The organism is Flagellimonas olearia, from assembly GCF_004150225.1.
In the GTDB taxonomy this organism is placed as follows: domain Bacteria; phylum Bacteroidota; class Bacteroidia; order Flavobacteriales; family Flavobacteriaceae; genus Flagellimonas; species Flagellimonas olearia.
Genome location: NZ_ML142909.1, coordinates 119,035 through 136,458, shown reverse-complemented (window position 1 = coordinate 136,458; position 17,424 = coordinate 119,035). Strand labels below are relative to the sequence as shown.

General features: G+C 41.7%; 20 protein-coding genes. 4 read left to right on the top strand and 16 right to left on the bottom strand.

Going from position 1 to position 17,424, the window contains the following annotated elements; all coding sequences use genetic code 11:
* Positions 1-14: 14 nt before the first annotated feature.
* The 4 genes from DN53_RS09590 to DN53_RS09575 all read left to right on the top strand — a co-directional run bounded on the left by DN53_RS09590 (position 15) and on the right by DN53_RS09575 (position 5,251).
* On the top strand, positions 15-2,180 hold the full coding sequence (locus tag DN53_RS09590) for a copper-translocating P-type ATPase (protein ID WP_109649887.1): 2,166 nt from the start codon (positions 15-17) through the stop codon (positions 2,178-2,180).
* A complete protein-coding gene (locus tag DN53_RS09585; RefSeq protein ID WP_129654151.1) occupies positions 2,180-3,439 on the top strand; it encodes an MFS transporter in 1,260 nt (419 codons plus the stop codon). Before DN53_RS09590 ends, DN53_RS09585 begins: the two co-directional genes overlap by 1 nt.
* Before the next feature lie 2 nt (positions 3,440-3,441).
* Positions 3,442-4,635: a phospholipase D-like domain-containing protein gene (locus DN53_RS09580; protein WP_109649885.1), complete on the top strand. Its 1,194-nt coding sequence runs from the start codon at positions 3,442-3,444 to the stop codon at positions 4,633-4,635.
* Positions 4,636-4,798: 163 nt separating this feature from the next.
* A complete protein-coding gene (locus DN53_RS09575; RefSeq protein ID WP_109649884.1) occupies positions 4,799-5,251 on the top strand; it encodes a pyridoxamine 5'-phosphate oxidase family protein in 453 nt (150 codons plus the stop codon).
* 731 nt (positions 5,252-5,982) lie between these two features.
* Here the strand turns inward: DN53_RS09575 and DN53_RS09570 are convergent.
* The 16 genes from DN53_RS09570 to DN53_RS17915 all read right to left on the bottom strand — a co-directional run bounded on the left by DN53_RS09570 (position 5,983) and on the right by DN53_RS17915 (position 17,402).
* A complete protein-coding gene (locus DN53_RS09570; RefSeq protein ID WP_109649882.1) occupies positions 5,983-6,801 on the bottom strand; it encodes an NHL repeat-containing protein in 819 nt (272 codons plus the stop codon).
* Positions 6,791-7,132, bottom strand: coding sequence for a hypothetical protein (locus tag DN53_RS09565; protein WP_109649881.1), 342 nt, complete (start codon positions 7,130-7,132; stop codon positions 6,791-6,793). Before DN53_RS09565 ends, DN53_RS09570 begins: the two co-directional genes overlap by 11 nt.
* Positions 7,133-7,137: 5 nt before the next feature.
* Complete coding sequence (locus tag DN53_RS09560; RefSeq protein WP_109650107.1) at positions 7,138-7,623, bottom strand: heavy-metal-associated domain-containing protein; 486 nt, start codon at positions 7,621-7,623, stop codon at positions 7,138-7,140.
* A 25-nt stretch (positions 7,624-7,648) separates the two neighbouring features.
* A complete protein-coding gene (locus DN53_RS09555) occupies positions 7,649-8,524 on the bottom strand; it encodes a hypothetical protein (protein ID WP_223308341.1) in 876 nt (291 codons plus the stop codon).
* Between the two features lie 17 nt (positions 8,525-8,541).
* Entirely contained in the window at positions 8,542-8,811 is a 270-nt protein-coding gene (locus DN53_RS09550) for a thioredoxin family protein (protein ID WP_109649880.1), read from the bottom strand.
* Positions 8,812-8,966: 155 nt separating this feature from the next.
* Positions 8,967-9,329 carry a metal-sensitive transcriptional regulator gene (locus DN53_RS09545; RefSeq protein WP_094997463.1) on the bottom strand — a complete coding sequence of 121 codons (363 nt, stop codon included), beginning with the start codon at positions 9,327-9,329 and terminating at the stop codon, positions 8,967-8,969.
* Positions 9,330-9,394: 65 nt separating this feature from the next.
* Positions 9,395-9,610 carry a GDCCVxC domain-containing (seleno)protein gene (locus DN53_RS18080; RefSeq protein WP_109649879.1) on the bottom strand — a complete coding sequence of 72 codons (216 nt, stop codon included), beginning with the start codon at positions 9,608-9,610 and terminating at the stop codon, positions 9,395-9,397.
* A 1-nt stretch (position 9,611) separates the two neighbouring features.
* A complete protein-coding gene (locus DN53_RS09535; RefSeq protein ID WP_109649878.1) occupies positions 9,612-10,235 on the bottom strand; it encodes a class I SAM-dependent methyltransferase in 624 nt (207 codons plus the stop codon).
* Between the two features lie 16 nt (positions 10,236-10,251).
* Positions 10,252-11,598 carry a dihydrolipoyl dehydrogenase family protein gene (locus DN53_RS09530; protein ID WP_109649877.1) on the bottom strand — a complete coding sequence of 449 codons (1,347 nt, stop codon included), beginning with the start codon at positions 11,596-11,598 and terminating at the stop codon, positions 10,252-10,254.
* The gene (merTP, locus tag DN53_RS09525; protein ID WP_109649876.1) at positions 11,599-12,222 is read right to left on the bottom strand and encodes a mercuric transport protein MerTP; all 624 of its coding nucleotides are present in this window, start codon (positions 12,220-12,222) and stop codon (positions 11,599-11,601) included. It abuts the gene before it with no gap.
* A 1-nt stretch (position 12,223) separates the two neighbouring features.
* Entirely contained in the window at positions 12,224-12,595 is a 372-nt protein-coding gene (locus DN53_RS09520; RefSeq protein ID WP_109649875.1) for an ArsR/SmtB family transcription factor, read from the bottom strand.
* Positions 12,596-12,741: 146 nt separating this feature from the next.
* Positions 12,742-13,956, bottom strand: coding sequence for a hypothetical protein (locus DN53_RS09515; RefSeq protein WP_223308342.1), 1,215 nt, complete (start codon positions 13,954-13,956; stop codon positions 12,742-12,744).
* Entirely contained in the window at positions 13,946-14,386 is a 441-nt protein-coding gene (locus tag DN53_RS09510; RefSeq protein WP_109649874.1) for a QcrA and Rieske domain-containing protein, read from the bottom strand. The genes DN53_RS09515 and DN53_RS09510 overlap by 11 nt, the downstream gene beginning before the upstream one ends.
* Complete coding sequence (locus DN53_RS09505; RefSeq protein ID WP_109649873.1) at positions 14,387-15,586, bottom strand: di-heme oxidoredictase family protein; 1,200 nt, start codon at positions 15,584-15,586, stop codon at positions 14,387-14,389.
* A gap of 363 nt (positions 15,587-15,949) precedes the next feature.
* A complete protein-coding gene (locus tag DN53_RS09500; RefSeq protein WP_109649872.1) occupies positions 15,950-16,792 on the bottom strand; it encodes a universal stress protein in 843 nt (280 codons plus the stop codon).
* Between the two features lie 466 nt (positions 16,793-17,258).
* Positions 17,259-17,402, bottom strand: a complete 144-nt coding sequence (locus tag DN53_RS17915) for a hypothetical protein (protein WP_165357338.1) — start codon at positions 17,400-17,402, stop codon at positions 17,259-17,261.
* Positions 17,403-17,424: the final 22 nt, after the last annotated feature.

Below are 17,424 nucleotides of genomic sequence, written 5' to 3'. Positions count from 1 at the left end.
TTAAATAGAATACTATGGACAATCACGAAGAGCAAAAGAACAAAAAAATAGATCATTCCAAAATGGACCATTCTAAAATGAATGACGATAAAGAAGACCATTCAAAAATGGATCACTCGAAAATGGAAGATCCAAAATCCGACGACCATAGCAAGATGGATCATAGTAAAATGGATCACGGTTCTGGCGACCATTCAGGTCATAATCCAGGTCACGGTCAAATGGGTCACGACCATCACAAAATGATGATTGCCGATTTTCGAAAACGGTTTTGGGTAACGCTCGTGCTAACCATTCCCATATTGTTCTTCTCGCCAATGATACAGGAGTTTTTCGGATATGAATTTCTCTTACCAGGAAACCCATATATCCTATTTGCACTATCTACCATCGTCTATTTCTTTGGAGGCTGGCCTTTCTTAAAAGGTTTTTGGTCAGAGGTCAAAAAGGGCGCACCTGGAATGATGACCCTAATTTCCATGGCCATAAGCGTTGCCTACTTTTATAGTACTGCCACAGTATTCGGACTAAGGGGGGAAGATTTTTTCTGGGAACTTTCAACACTGATCGCAATTATGCTTTTAGGCCATTGGATAGAAATGAAAAGTGTATTAGGTGCATCAAAAGCCTTACAGCTTTTAGTAAGTATGATGCCAGCCGAAGCCCACAGGGTAAAGGGTGATACTATAGAAGATATTCCCTTGGAAGATTTGTTAAAAGACGATGTGATTTTAGTAAAACCAGGTGAAAAAGTTCCTGCCGATGGGATTATAGTAGATGGTTCGAGTTACTTAAATGAATCAATGCTTACAGGGGAATCCAAGCCCGTAAAAAAAGATGAGAACGACAAAGTAATCGGTGGGTCGGTAAATGGTAATAGTACCCTAAAAGTCAAGGTAGAGCATACCGGAAAGGACAGTTATCTCAATAAGGTGATCAAAATGGTCGAGGAAGCGCAAAAGACCAAATCTAAAATGCAGAACCTTTCTGATAGGGCCGCAAAATGGTTAACCTACATTGCGTTAGCGATTGGCTTTGGAACATTGGCTGTTTGGCTCATTTTAGGCTTCCCTTTTGTATATGCCTTAGAGAGAATGGTGACGGTTATGGTTATTGCTTGCCCACACGCATTAGGACTTGCCATTCCGTTAGTTGTCGCTATATCTACCGCAGTATCTGCCCAAAATGGCTTATTGATAAGGAATCGAACAGCTTTTGAAGAATCCCGAAAAATATCAGCTTTATTGTTTGATAAAACCGGAACATTGACCAAAGGTGATTTTGGCGTCACAAGAGTTGAATCGGTTAAGCAAGAATATTCTACAGAAGAAATCTTAAGGCTTTCAAGTGCCCTGGAACAGAGCTCGGAACATCCTATTGCAGTTGGAATCATAAAAAAGGTCAAAGAAGATAATATTACAATTCCTAAGCCTGAAAACTTTAATGCGATTACTGGTAAAGGTGTAGAGGCCAATGTGGAAGGTAAGCAAGTTAAAGTAGTTAGTCCGGGTTATTTAAGGGATGAAAAAATTGCAATTCCTGAAGATGCCTATAGCGATGCCGCTGAAACGGTGGTTTTTGTTCTAATCGATGGAAAATTGGCCGGTTATATTGCCTTAGCGGATGAGATCAGACCAGAATCTGCGGAAGCTATCAAAATATTCAAAAAGAATAATATCAAAGTTTTGATGGCCACAGGTGACAATGAAAAAACAGCCAAGGCTGTTAGCGATAAGTTAGGTTTGGATGGCTATTATGCCGAAGTGCTACCCCATCAAAAAGTGGAAATCGTAAAAGAGTTGGAAAGCAAAGGAGAGTTTGTGGCCATGACGGGCGATGGGGTCAATGACGCACCTGCGTTGGCACAAGCCAATGTTGGAATAGCCGTGGGCTCCGGCACTGATGTCGCTGCGGAGACTGCGGACATTATTCTAGTAAACAGTAACCCTCAGGATATTGCCAATTTGATTTTGTTCGGCAAGGCCACCTACAACAAGATGATCCAGAACTTGATATGGGCCACCGGCTATAACGTCGTCGCCATCCCATTGGCAGCAGGTGTTTTGTACTCATCAGGCTTTGTACTGGGTCCCGCAGTTGGTGCCGTGTTTATGAGTTTAAGCACCATTATTGTAGCCATTAACGCTCAATTGTTGAAAAGAAAAATTGGGAAAAAGTAATGAATAGAAAGGACAAACTTAACAGGATATTTTTAGTGCTGTTAAGTTTATTTGTGGTAATGCTCGGGTACGGTATTTTATTGCCTACCCTCCCCTATTACACGGAAAGACTGGCGTTAAAGGACAATCTGGATACGGACCTTATCAACTTCCATATCGGAATGTTGACCAGTATTTATCCGTTGTTCCAGCTCTTGTTCGTTATCGTCTGGGGCAAGCTTTCCGATAAATATGGCCGTAAACCTATAATACTATTGGGGCTTGTAGGTTTTGTCGTGATGAACTTGCTAACGGGTCTTGCCACTTCCCTGCCGATGCTATATATAGCCCGTATAATAGGGGGCATCTTTACATCAGCGGTCATTCCGGTCAGTAATGCCTATTTAAGTGATATTACCTCAGAAAAGCGAAGGACCAAAATAATGGCCTGGTCTGGGATCGCTATCAGTTCCGGTGTCATATTTGGCCCTGTTCTGGGGGGATTTCTGTCGCGAACGAACCTTCACTATACATACTCTTTTGGAGTGTTCCACCTAGACCGTTTTTCGGTTCCCTTTATTTTGGCCGCTCTTTTGGGCTTTGTGGTATTGCTGATAATCATAAAATGGCTAAAGAATACGGAAGTAAAAAGTCGTATTGCTTCTGAGGTAGTCAAATTCAGTTTTTCCCTTAGTAACTATTTTATCATTTTGTTGCTCTTATCCTTTGTGATGCAGTTCGTGGTTACCCTGTTTGAGACCGTGTTTTCAATTTATGGGAAGGATGAGTTGGCCTTTACAACCAATCAGGTGGGTATTGGTTTTATGCTTTGTGGTTCCGTGATGGCCGTTTTGCAACCGGTATTCGCAACCTATGGCGAAAAAATATTGACCTCTAAACAGCAAATAACATTGGGGTTATTGATATCGGGTGTTTCGTTAATCGTCTTCCCTTTTGTGAGTGGTGAACTATACATTTATGTTACTATAATAATTTTCGCAGCCGGGGGAGCCATGGTGACACCAAACCTGCTTTCGGCAGTTTCTTTGATATCCAAGGAAAACACGGGAAGGAATATATCCATTCAAAGTTCCACGAACAGTATCGGTCAAATTTTGGGTCCGGTATTGGGGACTTGGCTGATTGCCGGAGGGTTTTATTACCCTTTCATTATTGCTGGGACAACCGTTTTGGCATCTTTGGGATTGGTTTATTTTTTGAGGAAACAAGATAATGAGGTTGATCAAATCTTATTGGCCGACCAGCATAAAAAAGGGTAGCGATGGACCATAAATATGCAGTTGGAAAACACAGTAAAACAGCATTTCAAAATGCCACAGACAATTCAAAATATGTTGAGTTGGTCCATTCGGGAGAAGACTATTTTTTGCGGCTTGAAAAATTAATAGATAAGGCAGAAAAGGAAATCCATTTACAGACCTATATATTTGAGAACGATGAAACAGGAAACCGAATAGCTGCCTGTTTGAAGAAAGCCGCGCAACGAAAGGTAAAAGTATACGTCTTACTGGATGCCTATGGTAGTGCTGCATTACCCGATAGTTTTGCAGATGATATGGTGCAACATGGTATTTTACTTCGGTTTTTTTCGCCTTTATTCTCCTTGAACAATTTTTATATCGGCAGGCGGATGCATCATAAAATTGCGGTCGTTGATAAAAAAATAGCATTGATAGGCGGAATCAATATTGCCGATAAATACTATGGAACCGGAGCTGCGGAACCTTGGTTGGACTATGCCGTTCAGTTGAATTGCCCGGCAGCTAAGGATCTACAAATATTGTGTAGTGATTATTTTTTCAAAAAAGGAAGTTCAAAAAAAATACCACCCGTGTTACATTCGGCAGGTAGCGCACTCGTAGGAGTTTTACAAAACGACTGGCTACAGCGAAAAACGGAAGTCTGTGATGCATACACCAACGCCTTCATTCACGCCAAAAAGGAAATAGTTATCGTAGGCTCGTATTTTTTACCTGGAAGTAGAATAGCAAAGGCATTGAAAAAGGCCTGTAAAAGAGGAATAAAAACAACGGTGATCTTAGCGGGCATTAGCGATGTGCCTTTGGTACGTAGGGCTACCGAACATTTGTGCTTTTCTTTTCTGAATCATCATATGAGAATATTTGAATGGAACAAATCCGTAGTACACGGTAAAGCTGCGGTAGTAGATAATAAATGGTCTACCATAGGCTCATTTAACTTGAACAGTCTTAGTTGTTATGGCAGTATTGAAATGAACGTAGAAGTTCACTCGGTCAATTTTGCCAAAATTCTTCGGGCCGACTTTGAAATGGTTATAAGCCAGTGTAGCGAAATTACAAAGGGGAGTCTAAGACAAAGAGCAGGTATCTTCAATAAGTTGGGCAATTGGGTTTCGTATCAAATGGTACGCACAGCCATGCTTTTTCTAACCTTTCTTCCGCATTTAAGGTTTTTGAAAAATTATAGGTTATAATATGTTGGCAAGTGGTTAAATGGTTTCGCCTCTTTATCTGTCTATACGGCCAAGGCGATAAATCATGAGGCACAACAACTTAATAATCGATGATGGAATACAAGCAGAAACCACACTTTGAAAAACACATATAAGCGATCAGTAATATTCAAAAACAATAGCAATGACAGATTTAACAACTAGTGCGATTGAGCGTGTCCTCAGAAACAATTACCTCGGCCACTTGGCCTATCTATGGCAAGGGAAGCCTTATTTGATTCCCATCACCTATTATTTTGATCCTGCCGACAATACGATCGTTAGCTATACCTCGGATGGCCATAAAATCAATGCGATGCGAAATAACAACTCTGTTACCGTACAGGTAGAAGAAATACAATCGATGTTCAATTGGGAATCGGCCATGGTGCACGGTACATTCGAAGAACTTGAGGGCAACATTGCCAAACAAAAGTTACACCTTTTTACCGAAGGCGTGAAGAGCATTATCCGTAGAAAAGAACGGAGAGAGGTTGAGTTTATCAATGAATTTTCGAGCAAATTATACGAAAGGGGAAATCCGATTGTCTATCAGGTCAAAATACTTGAGATTTCAGGAAAACGACGGGAAACGTAAAAGCAACATCGCTAATCGGATAGACCTTTTTGGCCTTAACAACCCAACAGGTCTAAATTCCAATGCAAGAATCTTATTTGTATTTTGAAATTATTTAGCGGATGGCCATTTAAAACAACTTGGAACCTATCTAACTATAGTTCTTTAAAATAGATGTACTTAATGTTAGGATAAGATGTAACTTTATGTCAATCAAGTAATGCCAAAACAAACAATTTACATATTATCACTTTCCTTGTTGGTTATGTGGTCTTGCAAAAAAGACGACCAAAGTTCACAATAAGTCAACCTTTTGTTTACCGAAAATAATTTAGCAGGAGATTGGAAAAGGATTGCAGAAATTAGAGGACAACCCAATGATTCATTGGGCATATTGGAGCCCTTGGAAGATTTGTTTGCCCAATTCGAAAATTGCCGAAAAGATGACATTATCAGATATGTTAAGGGCGACGAGCAAGAAGATAACCGCTATTTCTGGGGAATCGGGGCAATTGCCTGTCATAGCCAGATATCATAAACTTTCACTGAAATTGGCACTTGGTCTCTCGAAGAATCAGGAAAACTGAGCCATGTTAATTCTAATACAAGTGAATACCATATTGTCATTCAATTAAATGCCCAACAATTAGTTGTCAGAAGTGAATCGGATGAAAACGAGACTGGTGGGACTACGTTCGAATTTACGGAGTATGAACGCATAAGATAGCTTTTATAAAAATATCCAATTGATATTACCTGCCATAAAGGGATATAGAATTGTCCTTGAAATTGGCGATGAAAAGCCTTCCCTTGTCAAAGTGAATATCTGTTGGATAGAAAATGCCTTCCTTTAATATTTGCAGCAACTTTCCTTGATAATCAAAAATTAATATCCGGCTATTTTCTTGGTCGGTGATGGCTAATTCATTAGTGCTCAAAGCAATGCCGGAGGCCACATTCATTTTTTTATTTAATCCGATAGTCTTGATGTGGTTTCCATCAAAATCAAAGACCTGAACCCTATTATTATACGCATCGGCTACGAATACCTTATCATCCTTTAGTTTTACATCTATTGGATAATACAATTGGCCCTCATTATGGCCTTGCTTTCCAATAGTATAGCTATAATTTGGTGTCTGAACGATGATACGATGGTTATAGAAATCGGCTACCAGAATGGTATCCCCATATACAGAAACACCCGCCGGGGCCTGTGGCCGTTTGTTGATTTTCAACGGACTGGTTTTACCTTTTTTATATTGCCAGATGGTGTCGGTCAAGAATTCGGGTATGTAAAGTGTTTGCTTATCCATATGGATGTTCATCGGCCGTTGTATCCCCGTGATGGAATCCAACACCTTTCCATTCAGGTCGATTTTATACAAGCGGAAATAATCCGGATCTGAAAACCAAATGGCCTCCTCGTCCTTGGCCAAAGCCAAGGGGCGGGCTTCTTTGGGAAGTATAATTTTCCGTTCGAACTGCCATTGTTCTTTCGTTCTTTCACAACCAGATGTGAGAAGAACCAAAGCAAAAACCGGAAAAATGAATAGCTTTCTAAAGTTCATGCCAGTAGTTTAAAATCATAAGAGCAAGAATCAGCAATGTAAAGGTCCAGAGAAACCAAGTGTTGATAATGCGTTTCCTTTTGTCGTTTTGGCAGGTTTCCTCTCCACTGCATTTTCTTGAATTTTGAAAATTCCTTAAATGGGCAAACCCAAGGGCACCGGCCGAAAAGGTGGTCAGAAAGGGTTGGGCAGGATGTACCCATTCAAAAGTTGAACCCAAGAAACCAAATCCCGCACCGACCGATAGCAGAGCAGGCAAAAAACAGCACATCAAGGGAAGAAGGGCGGCAACCAAGCTGCTTCCCAATACCATTTTGGAAATAGTCTTCATAAAATCTATTCGATTTTGGTTAGTACAATGGACCAATGGCCAGAGAGGTTATCATCTTCCTCATCCTGCACCGTTCCGCTTATGGTTGCTGTTCCAACGGTTAATTTTTGTAACAACGCCGTAGGCGTATCCTGCGATACGGAAAATCGTTCATTAGCGGTCTCAAAGTACCATTGGCCATCTTCTTTCTTCGCGTTACCCATTAGGGTCACTTCAGCTTTTTTTGCCGAAAACCCATTCTTTTTTACCTCTTCCTGAATGCTACGTAATTTAAGTCCGTTCTCGGCAGCCAATCCCATATATGCCTTTCCGTCATTGAGGCTGACACGCACTTCCTGAAGCCCATCCATCTTTTTCAGTCCCCGCTCTAGGCCATAGGCGCAAGGGGCGCAATCCATTCCATACACTTCTTGGTCAACTTTGGTAATTTGCCCCGATGCTGTGCCAATTCCGAATAGACCTATTATCATAATTCTAAATATATTTCTCATTTTATACATTTTTAAAATTCTTGCTTTATAACCAATAGCTTAAGTTTATGGCCAATCGATACCTTTCTTTCGCTGCTCCAGGTGTCAAGTCCTGTACGACCGGAAACATCGCGCCAAAAGATATGCCCCAGGCACCATACAGACCAAGGAATGATGGGCCGACCAAAACTTTTGTACTGCGCGAATCGCTAAGATCCAGTTGTCCGTTAAATTTATTGTTACCTGGGAATTCGGCCAACGATTCTATAAAGATGCGCCAATCGGGCTTTGGGTAATCGCCCATAAATATATTGGGGCGATACCCCACTACCGCACTGGCGTAGGGCAGGTCGCCCAATTGTTCGCCATCTTTCTCAAAATAATATTGATAACCGCCCCCAATCCATCCATACCAAGTACGCGAGGCATAGCCCGTTGAAATGGCAGCGTGTACCGAGTTGCCCACGTTGACCTGTCCCCTGACATCATCGGTCGGTGCAGAAACGCCCACGATGGCGGTGGACTCAAAACGCTTCCCCACACCAAAAGCATTCGAGAAAAACCGGTACCAAAGGGAAGCCTCTATATCTCCGTTGGCGGGCATATTGCTATTGCCCCTTGTCCTTGGTGCATCACGCAACCGCTCTATCATCGTGGGGGTGGTCAGGTTGATCTGCAGGTCTTCCGTAATGCCATAGGAAAACAGATAGCGGAGCATATAAGACGTTTCATCTTCCGTGCTCAAACTCATACTTGCCACGTTCAAATCTACACCACCTTTGGCCAAAGTCGGTGTCTGCAAACCATATAAAGGGCCGTGACCCTGGGCCATCGCCGTTCCTGTTACGGCCAATAGCAATAGCAAAATCAATAGTAGATAGCTAATGTTCAGCGATATTTTCGGGAATATTTTGCAAATCATACTTAACCGTTTTTTAATTATGATTGTCCAATTCCTGCTTCCATCAATCTTTCCTTGGTAATGGCCGAGTCCTTACAGCAGTCCAGCAATTTGCCGTTCACTATCACAGCGGGAACTTTCTTTATGCCGTATTCATCCAACTTATCAAGACAAATCTTGTCTTCACATTGCTTGACCAGATCATAGGTCGTTACCTCACATCTGTCACAGGCCAGTTCCCTGATCATTTTAACCACAGGGTCACAGACTGGACAATTGGCCGTAAAAACTTCTACTTGACGTTTCATTCTTTCAATTTTAATTATTCATAAATCGTTTCATTGTTAGTAAATCATAACAACAGTTTAAAGGTAGAATGGTGGGTGGGGTGGTCTCCAAATAAAATCTCAAAAAAAATGACCCACGTTTCGTGGGCCATAAATGCTATGCTAATTGGAAAGATTCAACCATTTTTGTATGCTTCGAGCTTGGCCTTGAGCACATCGATTTCCTTCATCTTTTCAGTTAGGTTGTCCAATTCCAAATCTGGAAACTGTTTTCTTATAAATTCGATACGGTCTTCATTGCCACAATTTCCGGGGCAGGCCTCGACAGTTTCAGATATTTTTATGGCCAAAGCTTTTCGATAAACTTCGTCCAGTAACAGAAAATGGGCTTTATCCAATCCTTTCTGTGCTGCCTTGAACTGTATTAAAATCTTCTCTGGGTCTGTATCTTCATCGAGCATTTTAATGAGGCCACCAATTTGCCCATTGATACTTTGCAACCTCGTTTTTATGTCCTTGCTTAAATCTCGTGGTATCATCGATTTTAAAATTTTGGCAATATATAATTGTACTGGGGTGCTCTACAAATTTATCCTGAAATTATTCAACAACAACCAGAGCCTTCTTGTATTGGTGGGCAGGCAACCGTCCCATAAGAGCAAAAGACACAGCAATCGCCTTCCTTTGGTCTTAATATTTGATTGCAGTTTTCGCATTCATAGAAAAACTGACAGGCCTTTGTGGGCATTTCCTCTTCTTTCGTATGTCCACATTCGGGACAGGTAATGGTTGAATTTAAAAGGATTCTCTCGTAGTTCATATTATTTTTTCTGAAACAGGTTATAAATAAAATTTTGCTCTGTTTTAAAAGGGGTTTTATGAATTTTTTCAAAGGATTCCAATAGGGTGAAATCTACTTTAAACAATTCCTTTAGTTTTTCAGGAGAATATTGGGTAATCTCCAATCCACTACATCTTTTTGGCCCGGTGGTCGAAAAAGTTGCCAGTATAAAATACGCTCCCGTCTTAAGGGAACGACCCAGTATGTCAATATACTTTAAGATATCTTCTTCCCGTGTGAAGAAATGAAAAGTAGCCCGGTCGTGCCATAACTCAAAGTCTTGGGTCGGTTCAAAATTCAATATGTCCGAATTTATCCACTGCACCTTTGCGGCTGACTTGCCTAATTTTGATTTGGTACGCTGAAGTGCATTTTCTGAAATATCAAGAATGGACAGGTTGTTATAGCCATTTTTCAACAAATGACTTATAAGATTTGAGTTCCCCCCGCCAATATCAATAATTGAACTATCTTTAGGTAAGTCAAGGGAAGCTATAATATCCAATGAAGTCGAGGGTTTCCCTTCAAACCAACTTACTTCTTCATCACTTTTTCCGGTATAAACCTCTTCCCAGTGCTTTTTAGTGTATTCATCACTTTTCATAAATTTTGATATTTTGTTAAAGCATATAGGGAATATCCGAGGATAATGTTGGATAAGAAAAAATCATCGTCCTTAAATCGTTTACGGTCATTTTGGTCTTTATTGCCATCGCGAACAGGTTGACGGTCTCCTCACAGTGTGGCCCGATAAGATGTGCCCCCAGAACCGTACCGTTATTTTTATCAATGATTGTCTTGTAAGCATATTCTTCGACATTCAGGCGCCTTGCGTTGAACCAATCATCAACCTTATCATAGTTTACCCTAAATTCAAGACCACTGTTTTTGGCCTTGGTTTCTGTCATTCCGACGGATGCCATTGTAGGCAAGGTAAATACCACCGTGGGCATCGGGGGATAATCCACTTCTTTGGAATTTCCCATTAGGATATTGGAAGATACTACGTGTCCCTCCATTACGGCCACGGGTGTCAAAGCCAATCCCCCCGTTTCCGCTGCATCCCCTGCGGCGTACACTTTGGGATTTGAAGTGCTCTGGAGGTATTTGTTGACCGAAATCCCTTTATTGGAATAGGCGACATTTGCTCTTTCCAATTCCAAATCGAAAATAGCGGGAGGCCTTCCGGCCGAATTGAATACGGCTTCCACTTCAAATTGATTCAAGTTCCCGTTGGTAGTGCCACTTATTAAGTAGCCTTTTTCGATTTTTTCAATTTTGGTCACTTCAGTTTCCAGAACCAGGTTTACTCCCAAATCCTCGGTTGCCGCAACAAGATGTGAAACTATATCGGGATCAAAATTTTCCAGGGGCCTTTCGCCCCGGTGCACTATCGTAACATTGGCACCGGAACGAGCAGCGATATGGGCAAATTCAAAGGCTATGTAACCGCCTCCGATAAACAATACAGATTCGGGCAATTTCTTTAAGTTCAGAAAATCTGTACTGGTCAGGGCAAGTTCCCCGCCTTCGAAATCCAAAACTTTAGGTTTTGCGCCCGTTGCAATCACAATCTTGTCGGCTTCGATAGTATCTGTTCCCAACTGTAGGGTATTTTTGGACAGAAATTTTGCCGAAGAATGATAGGTGTCTATATCATTATGCCTGTTTCCTTTTTCTATTTTGGGCGGCATTTCGTCAACAAAGGTCTGCTTGAAAGCCATTATATCCCGCCAATTGACAACGGGAACCGTATCGATACCCTTTCCTTTTAGGCGCATAGCAGAATCCCTTACTTCGGTCGCACCGATGATTACCTTTTTGGGGTCGCAACCTCTTAGCGCACAGGTTCCACCATATGGCAATTCATCCGTAATGCCTACCTTAAGGCCTTTGGAAGCACATTTATTTGCAACGGTCATCCCTGCCATCCCAGAACCGATAACAAAGACATCGTACTTTTTCATCTACTCGTTTTCTTTATTTTCACCATCGATTACTTTATAACCTGTGCTGTTAATGGCCTTTCGGATTGCGACAAAATCGGTTTTGGTTTTATCATATTCCACTACGGTATTCGCACCTTCGTAACTTGCCTTGACCGATAATATGCCACCCAGTTTGTTGACCTCGCTCTCTACGTGGGCTTCACACCCTGCGCAGGTCATTCCCTCAACATTAAAAGTGTGCTTTACAATATTGGATTGCGAGACATAGACAATGTCCTTACTGGGCTGTGCATAAAACATATTGGAGTAATATGGAAATGCCAGCATCAATCCCGCGAAAACTGTAACTATTAAAAGAAAGCTTTGGGATTGCCAAAAGGAGGGTTTTGCATCATCCTCACAGGCACAGTCAATTTCCTCCTGTGTTTTTGGTCGTAGTTTCTGGTACCAGGCAAAGACCAAAACGAGTATAGTGATGCCGATAAGATAAGGCCGAAATGGTTCCACCCAAGAAAACGTGGATGCGATTCCACTGGTTCCTGCAATCAATGCCATAACCGGGGTTATACAACATATTGATGCCGCTATGGCCGTCAATATTCCTGCGTAGGCGACCTTGTTCGAGGTTTTTCCTGTTTCCATTTTATGCTACCTTTTTATTTTTCTGAATTTCGGTAAATACATTGTCCATTACTTCGTTATGATTCGGGACCAGTGAATAATACAGGGTCTGCCCTTCACGTCTCGAAGCAATCAATCCCACATCCTTCATTTTACGTATGTGCTGTGAAACTGCGGGTACGCTCATTTCCAGTATATCAGCAAAATCACAGGGACAAAGCTCACCTTCCTCGTTCAACAAGAAAAGTATCTTTAAACGTGTTTCGTTCCCGGCCAAGGCGAGAACCTTACTTATTTCCGTAATTGTTTTTGAGTTTGTTCCCAAGGTTTCGCGACAGCGCATCAACTGTTTTTGGTCGGCCTCGGCGCGTGTACAACTTAATTCAAGTGCCATAGTACTGTTTTTGACAAAGATATATTAATATAATTATTTAAGCAAATACTTAAATAATATTATCCATCGATGCTCTTTTAAAATCACACCTAACTTAAGTACACTCTACCCGATATGAAATCAAAGCAGCTATGTAGAATATTTTATTAAAAATAGGTGCTGAATCCAAAATACCATGTGGCCGTTCTTGAGGCTGGATTGTTGAGAATGTCCTGTTGCCACTGGTATCTGTAGTTGATCCTTAGAACGGTCTGTGCTGCAGGCCTAAAGCTTATTGCAGGTGTAATTGCGAATAAATCATCCCTAATATTCGTATTGGTTTGGGCAAACCTGCCAATGTTGTAATCCACATAATCCGTTCTGAGCGATAGATTGAGTACGGCATCTTCCCAGTAGAATACTTCGGTCCTTAGTACCGGTTGAACAATATCCATAAAAAAACCAACCTGCCGATCGCCAAATTGCTGGGTAAAAGTGTCCGGAACATCGACCCATATGTAGGCCATCTCACCGATAAACCTTGTCCCCGTTTTTTTAATGGCAGTATTTAAATCCAGGGCAAGAACTTCTACCCTCCTTGATTTTGTATCAACCTGAAGCCCGTCAACTTCTTTCCTATTGTAGGCCCCGCCCATATAGGAAATGCCCAATTCCCCTAATTTTCTATGCTTAATGGCCAACTTTCCATTGAGGAGGGCATTGCCGCTAAAATTCTCCTCGAATCGCGAGGAATTTTCCTTGACTGCGGCCAAAAATGTTCTTTCTTCCTCGTTATCTATAATGCTTGTATCAAAGCCATTGGTGAGATATGCTTCATAGCCCAAGGTCCAAGCTCCCTTATATGCCTTTCCATATATACCAAATCCGGCATTGGAGAAAGTGGCGGGCAACAAATTGGTGCTGACATCTGGCCGCTCGACGAACTCCCATTTTGGTCCGTCATGGTTTTGGTTAAAGGATCCTATTGGGTTCAGTACGATGCCTCCCCTAAGGTTCAACAAGGGGTGCAAAGCAATGTCCATGGAGGCGAATTCAATGGCAATTTCCTCTGTCCCATTTTCAAATTCCAGTTCGGTCAAGAACTTAATACGCTTTGAAATGGACGCCGAAACGAAAAGGGTCAATCTTCGGGCCTGAAAAGAAAGCCCCTCCGACAATCCGTCCTCAATACTGTAGATTGAATTCGCCTCAAGATAACCACCAAGATTGACTGGAAATTTATCGAAAGTCAAAAACGGACGGTCATAAACCGCATCCATATTCATCGATTCCTGAATACTGTCCCTGTCGCTAGTTTGCGAGCTTAGGGTTAAAACGCAAATGTTCATTAAAGCAAGGGCTGCATATATTTTACGGGACATGCACATAGATATTTTCATTATCGGCGGTTGTTTCAAATGATTTTAGGTTTTCTTCGGCCGGCCCTTCTAAAACCCTGCCCGAACGGTCGAACTCACTGCCATGACATGGACAATTGAATATGCCGCCGCCAATGTTGAGTTCACAACCCCTATGGGTACATTGCATCAAACTGGCCAGATAACCATTGTTTTGTGTTTTGAAAATTCCGATGGGGTATCGCATGGAATCGCCCTGGATGACCACGAAATCTCGTTCAATCTGCTTTCCCCCTTTCACCTGCTGAAACTCACCCTTTGAAACTCGTAGCACTCCCCCTTCTTCAACAAAGGATGCATAATACAGGCCTGCGCAACTGCTGAGCAAAGCGGAAGAAGCTGGCAGGACTGCAATCAGATATCCAAATTGTTTAATAAAATCTTTTCTATGCACCTATAGGGAATTAATGAATTTTATCAGTTGTGATTTTTCTTTTTGGGTCAGGGACAAATACCGGGCTTTTGAATTATCGGCTTCGCCACCGTGCAATTCAATGGCCTCCTCAATGCTTGAAGCCCTTCCATCATGTAACAGGAACATTTGCCCGCCTTGGGAATTGGCCGATAAACCGATTCCCCACAGCGGTGGGGTTCTCCATTCGGAAGTCTCGACATTGCCTTCAGTGAATCCATCATCCAATTCAGGCCCCATGTCATGTAACAACAAATCCGTGTAGGGATGAAATTCCTTAAAGGATAACGATTCAATTGGGGAAAATCCTGTGGTCAACGTGGGTGTGTGACAGACAGCACATTGTACCGATTCAAAGAGTTCTTTTCCAGCAATGACATCGGGGTCTGTTTGATTTCTGGGAATTGGTGCTTTTAAGGTCTTAAGGTAGAAAACGACATCGTTCAAGGTCTGGGTGCTTATTTCAGGATCCTCTTCAAGTCCACTGAACGGGTCTATAGGGTCATAAAGGGATGTAATTCCTATGTCCTGGTTATATGCGCTGACGCTTTGGTGCAACAAATCATAACTACCCGCTTTCTTTCCAAACCTGAAGATATAATTGTTTCCCTGGGGAACACTATTATTCCGAATCTTGGTGAATTCAGGAGGAATATTGTAGTGAGGTCTTCCACTAATACCGTCTTGATTTGCATCCGAAGGGTCTGAGAGAGCCAAAATATCTGCGTCAGGGACAGCATCCAACAAACCCAATCCCGTCACCGCCGGAGCGACCAAAATGGAAAATGGGAAGCCTTCCGGCACGGTTTCCGGTTCAAAACCGGGTATGGCTTTATTTTGAATTTGGTTCCTGCCATCACCAAAGGATAACATCGAGGGTAAGTTCAAGTCATTGTTACCAAACCTGGTAAGTTGATTGAAAGGATGGCCCTTGCCATCCCCTGAATGGCAACTTGCACAGCTGGTGCCAACAAACAAGGGGCCAAGGCCTTTTTCAACGGTAAAAACATCATCGTTAAAAGCAATATCCCCGGCTAAAAAACGCTGTTGTTCACTTATGGACAATCCGTCCAACGGCCCATCCAACAACTCAAACTCCATAGGTTCTTCAGGGCCCAAATTTTCACAGCCAAGTAGAGCGATTAGGGATAGGCCAATAAGAAAATGAATTATTTTAGGCATTGCTATATTTATATTTTTGTAAATATAAATATATTTTTAGTTTAGTCTAAATTTATTTACAGTAATTTGCAATAAAAAAGTGTTTACATCTTAAAAGGGTTGTTGATTGAATTATGCAACTCCCCTACTGTGGGATATTGCCGGTTGGCTAGAATGAAAATTTATATTTCGATATTTACTATGGGCTTATGCCCACTTCATCCGTTGCAACCGCACCGCATTAAAAATCGCCAATAACGCCACGCCCACATCCGCAAAAACCGCTTCCCACATGGTAGCCAATCCACCTGCACCAAGAATGAGCACGATAATTTCGCATAGTAAGCGAAAACTAATATTTACTAGAGCACATAAGTAGAAGGGCTACTTAACTATCAGCAATGGGGCCTTGGAGGCATACAGCATTTTTTTTCTTAGCCCCTTTTTAAAAAGTGCCTCAAAAAATCCGTGTTCCCTGTAAAGCAAAACCAATAGGTCTATTGGGGTTTCAGTCAAAAATTCATCGATACCCTCTTCGGGTTTGTCTTCCTCGATAACTGTAAAAGACCATTGCTTAAGTACAAGAAGTTTGCCAAATCTTTCACGAATAAATGCTTTCTCCAGCACCCTTTCCTGTTTGTCCGCTATATGTACAAAGTGCAACTGTGCATTATAGTTTTCCAATAATCTGGACAACATTCCAAAATCTATTCTATTATCCATACTATCCGTATCCACTGCGACCCCGATACGCCTATACGCAGTATAGCTGGCATCTTCAGGTACGGCCAGTACTGGACAAGGTGCCTTTTGTGTCACCTTTTCGGTAACGGTTCCAATAAAAATTTCATCAAATCCCGAAGCCGTACCCTTGGTACCCATAACGACAAGACTGGTATTCATTTCCTTAGCCAGGCCAGAAATCACATCGACCGTTGCCCCGAAACCGACCATTGCTTGAAATTCCAGCTTGTCCAGTTCAGGAAAGTCCCTTAGAAACTTATCCAATTTTTCTTTATTGATCTTCTCTTGTGATGCTGTGGTATCTGTTACATTGTGTGCCATAGTTGCCATGCCGATGGGCGTACCTGATGGATATACCACTGAATAGGCGTGGACAAAAACCAGTTTTGATTTCAATTCTTGTGCTAGCCCAATTGCGTAGCTCACCGCATTTTTTGAAACCTGTGTGTAATCTACAGGTATTAAAATTCCGTTATCTTTCATATCATTTTGTTTTTATTGATTTGACTCCATTAATCTTTCTTTTTAGGTTTAATTATTCAATTGAAAAGCAGGTAAAAACCATATAGAATTGCATCTAGAAAGGCAATTGTCAGCACCGCAAGGAACATTGCCACAAAAACCAACAGGCAATACCCTTTCTCCTTTCTGGTTCTTACTTTCCTGTTTATTGAATTCCCCTTTTTTTCCTCTAGTCTCCGCTTTCTCCTTTCCCGTGACATAATATACTGTGCTTTATTTAAATCAACGCACCAATGCTATCCCCTAAGGTCATAAAACCATTCTTCTGCACGTTTGATTCCCTCCGTAATGGCCTTCTCACGAGAATACCCATTCTCCTTTACCAATTCTTGTGCAATTTTGAGGGCCTACTTCCGAACTGACGGCTGTAGGCCATCAAGTTTTGTTTTGAAATCTTCAAATGTCCAGTCCATATTGTATACTTTTTTTAGAGCTTTCGCCCTTCCATCTCTGCTTTTACAATGCCGCGTTCAAGGGCTTCCTCCTTGGAGCATTGGTTTGTCGTATAGTATTCTTCAGCATACTTTACGGCCAATTTGTGGATGTTTTCATCCAGCATATTGAGCCTCATCGAGCAATCTTTAAAAAGTTTA

Coding starts and splice junctions, on each gene's coding strand:
- DN53_RS09550 (WP_109649880.1), bottom strand. CDS start 8,811: ATGAAACGTCAAGTAGAAGTTTTTACGGCCAATTGTCCAGTCTGTGAC.
- DN53_RS18080 (WP_109649879.1), bottom strand. CDS start 9,610: ATGAACTACGAGAGAATCCTTTTAAATTCAACCATTACCTGTCCCGAA.
- DN53_RS09515 (WP_223308342.1), bottom strand. CDS start 13,956: ATGTCCCGTAAAATATATGCAGCCCTTGCTTTAATGAACATTTGCGTT.
- DN53_RS09575 (WP_109649884.1), top strand. CDS start 4,799: ATGACAGATTTAACAACTAGTGCGATTGAGCGTGTCCTCAGAAACAAT.
- DN53_RS09580 (WP_109649885.1), top strand. CDS start 3,442: ATGGACCATAAATATGCAGTTGGAAAACACAGTAAAACAGCATTTCAA.
- DN53_RS09585 (WP_129654151.1), top strand. CDS start 2,180: ATGAATAGAAAGGACAAACTTAACAGGATATTTTTAGTGCTGTTAAGT.
- DN53_RS09570 (WP_109649882.1), bottom strand. CDS start 6,801: ATGAACTTTAGAAAGCTATTCATTTTTCCGGTTTTTGCTTTGGTTCTT.
- DN53_RS09500 (WP_109649872.1), bottom strand. CDS start 16,792: ATGAAAGATAACGGAATTTTAATACCTGTAGATTACACACAGGTTTCA.
- DN53_RS09535 (WP_109649878.1), bottom strand. CDS start 10,235: ATGAAAAGTGATGAATACACTAAAAAGCACTGGGAAGAGGTTTATACC.
- DN53_RS09545 (WP_094997463.1), bottom strand. CDS start 9,329: ATGATACCACGAGATTTAAGCAAGGACATAAAAACGAGGTTGCAAAGT.
- DN53_RS09555 (WP_223308341.1), bottom strand. CDS start 8,524: ATGATTTGCAAAATATTCCCGAAAATATCGCTGAACATTAGCTATCTA.
- DN53_RS17915 (WP_165357338.1), bottom strand. CDS start 17,402: ATGAGGCTCAATATGCTGGATGAAAACATCCACAAATTGGCCGTAAAG.
- DN53_RS09520 (WP_109649875.1), bottom strand. CDS start 12,595: ATGGCACTTGAATTAAGTTGTACACGCGCCGAGGCCGACCAAAAACAG.
- DN53_RS09590 (WP_109649887.1), top strand. CDS start 15: ATGGACAATCACGAAGAGCAAAAGAACAAAAAAATAGATCATTCCAAA.
- DN53_RS09560 (WP_109650107.1), bottom strand. CDS start 7,623: ATGAGAAATATATTTAGAATTATGATAATAGGTCTATTCGGAATTGGC.
- merTP (WP_109649876.1), bottom strand. CDS start 12,222: ATGGAAACAGGAAAAACCTCGAACAAGGTCGCCTACGCAGGAATATTG.
- DN53_RS09565 (WP_109649881.1), bottom strand. CDS start 7,132: ATGAAGACTATTTCCAAAATGGTATTGGGAAGCAGCTTGGTTGCCGCC.
- DN53_RS09505 (WP_109649873.1), bottom strand. CDS start 15,586: ATGCCTAAAATAATTCATTTTCTTATTGGCCTATCCCTAATCGCTCTA.
- DN53_RS09530 (WP_109649877.1), bottom strand. CDS start 11,598: ATGAAAAAGTACGATGTCTTTGTTATCGGTTCTGGGATGGCAGGGATG.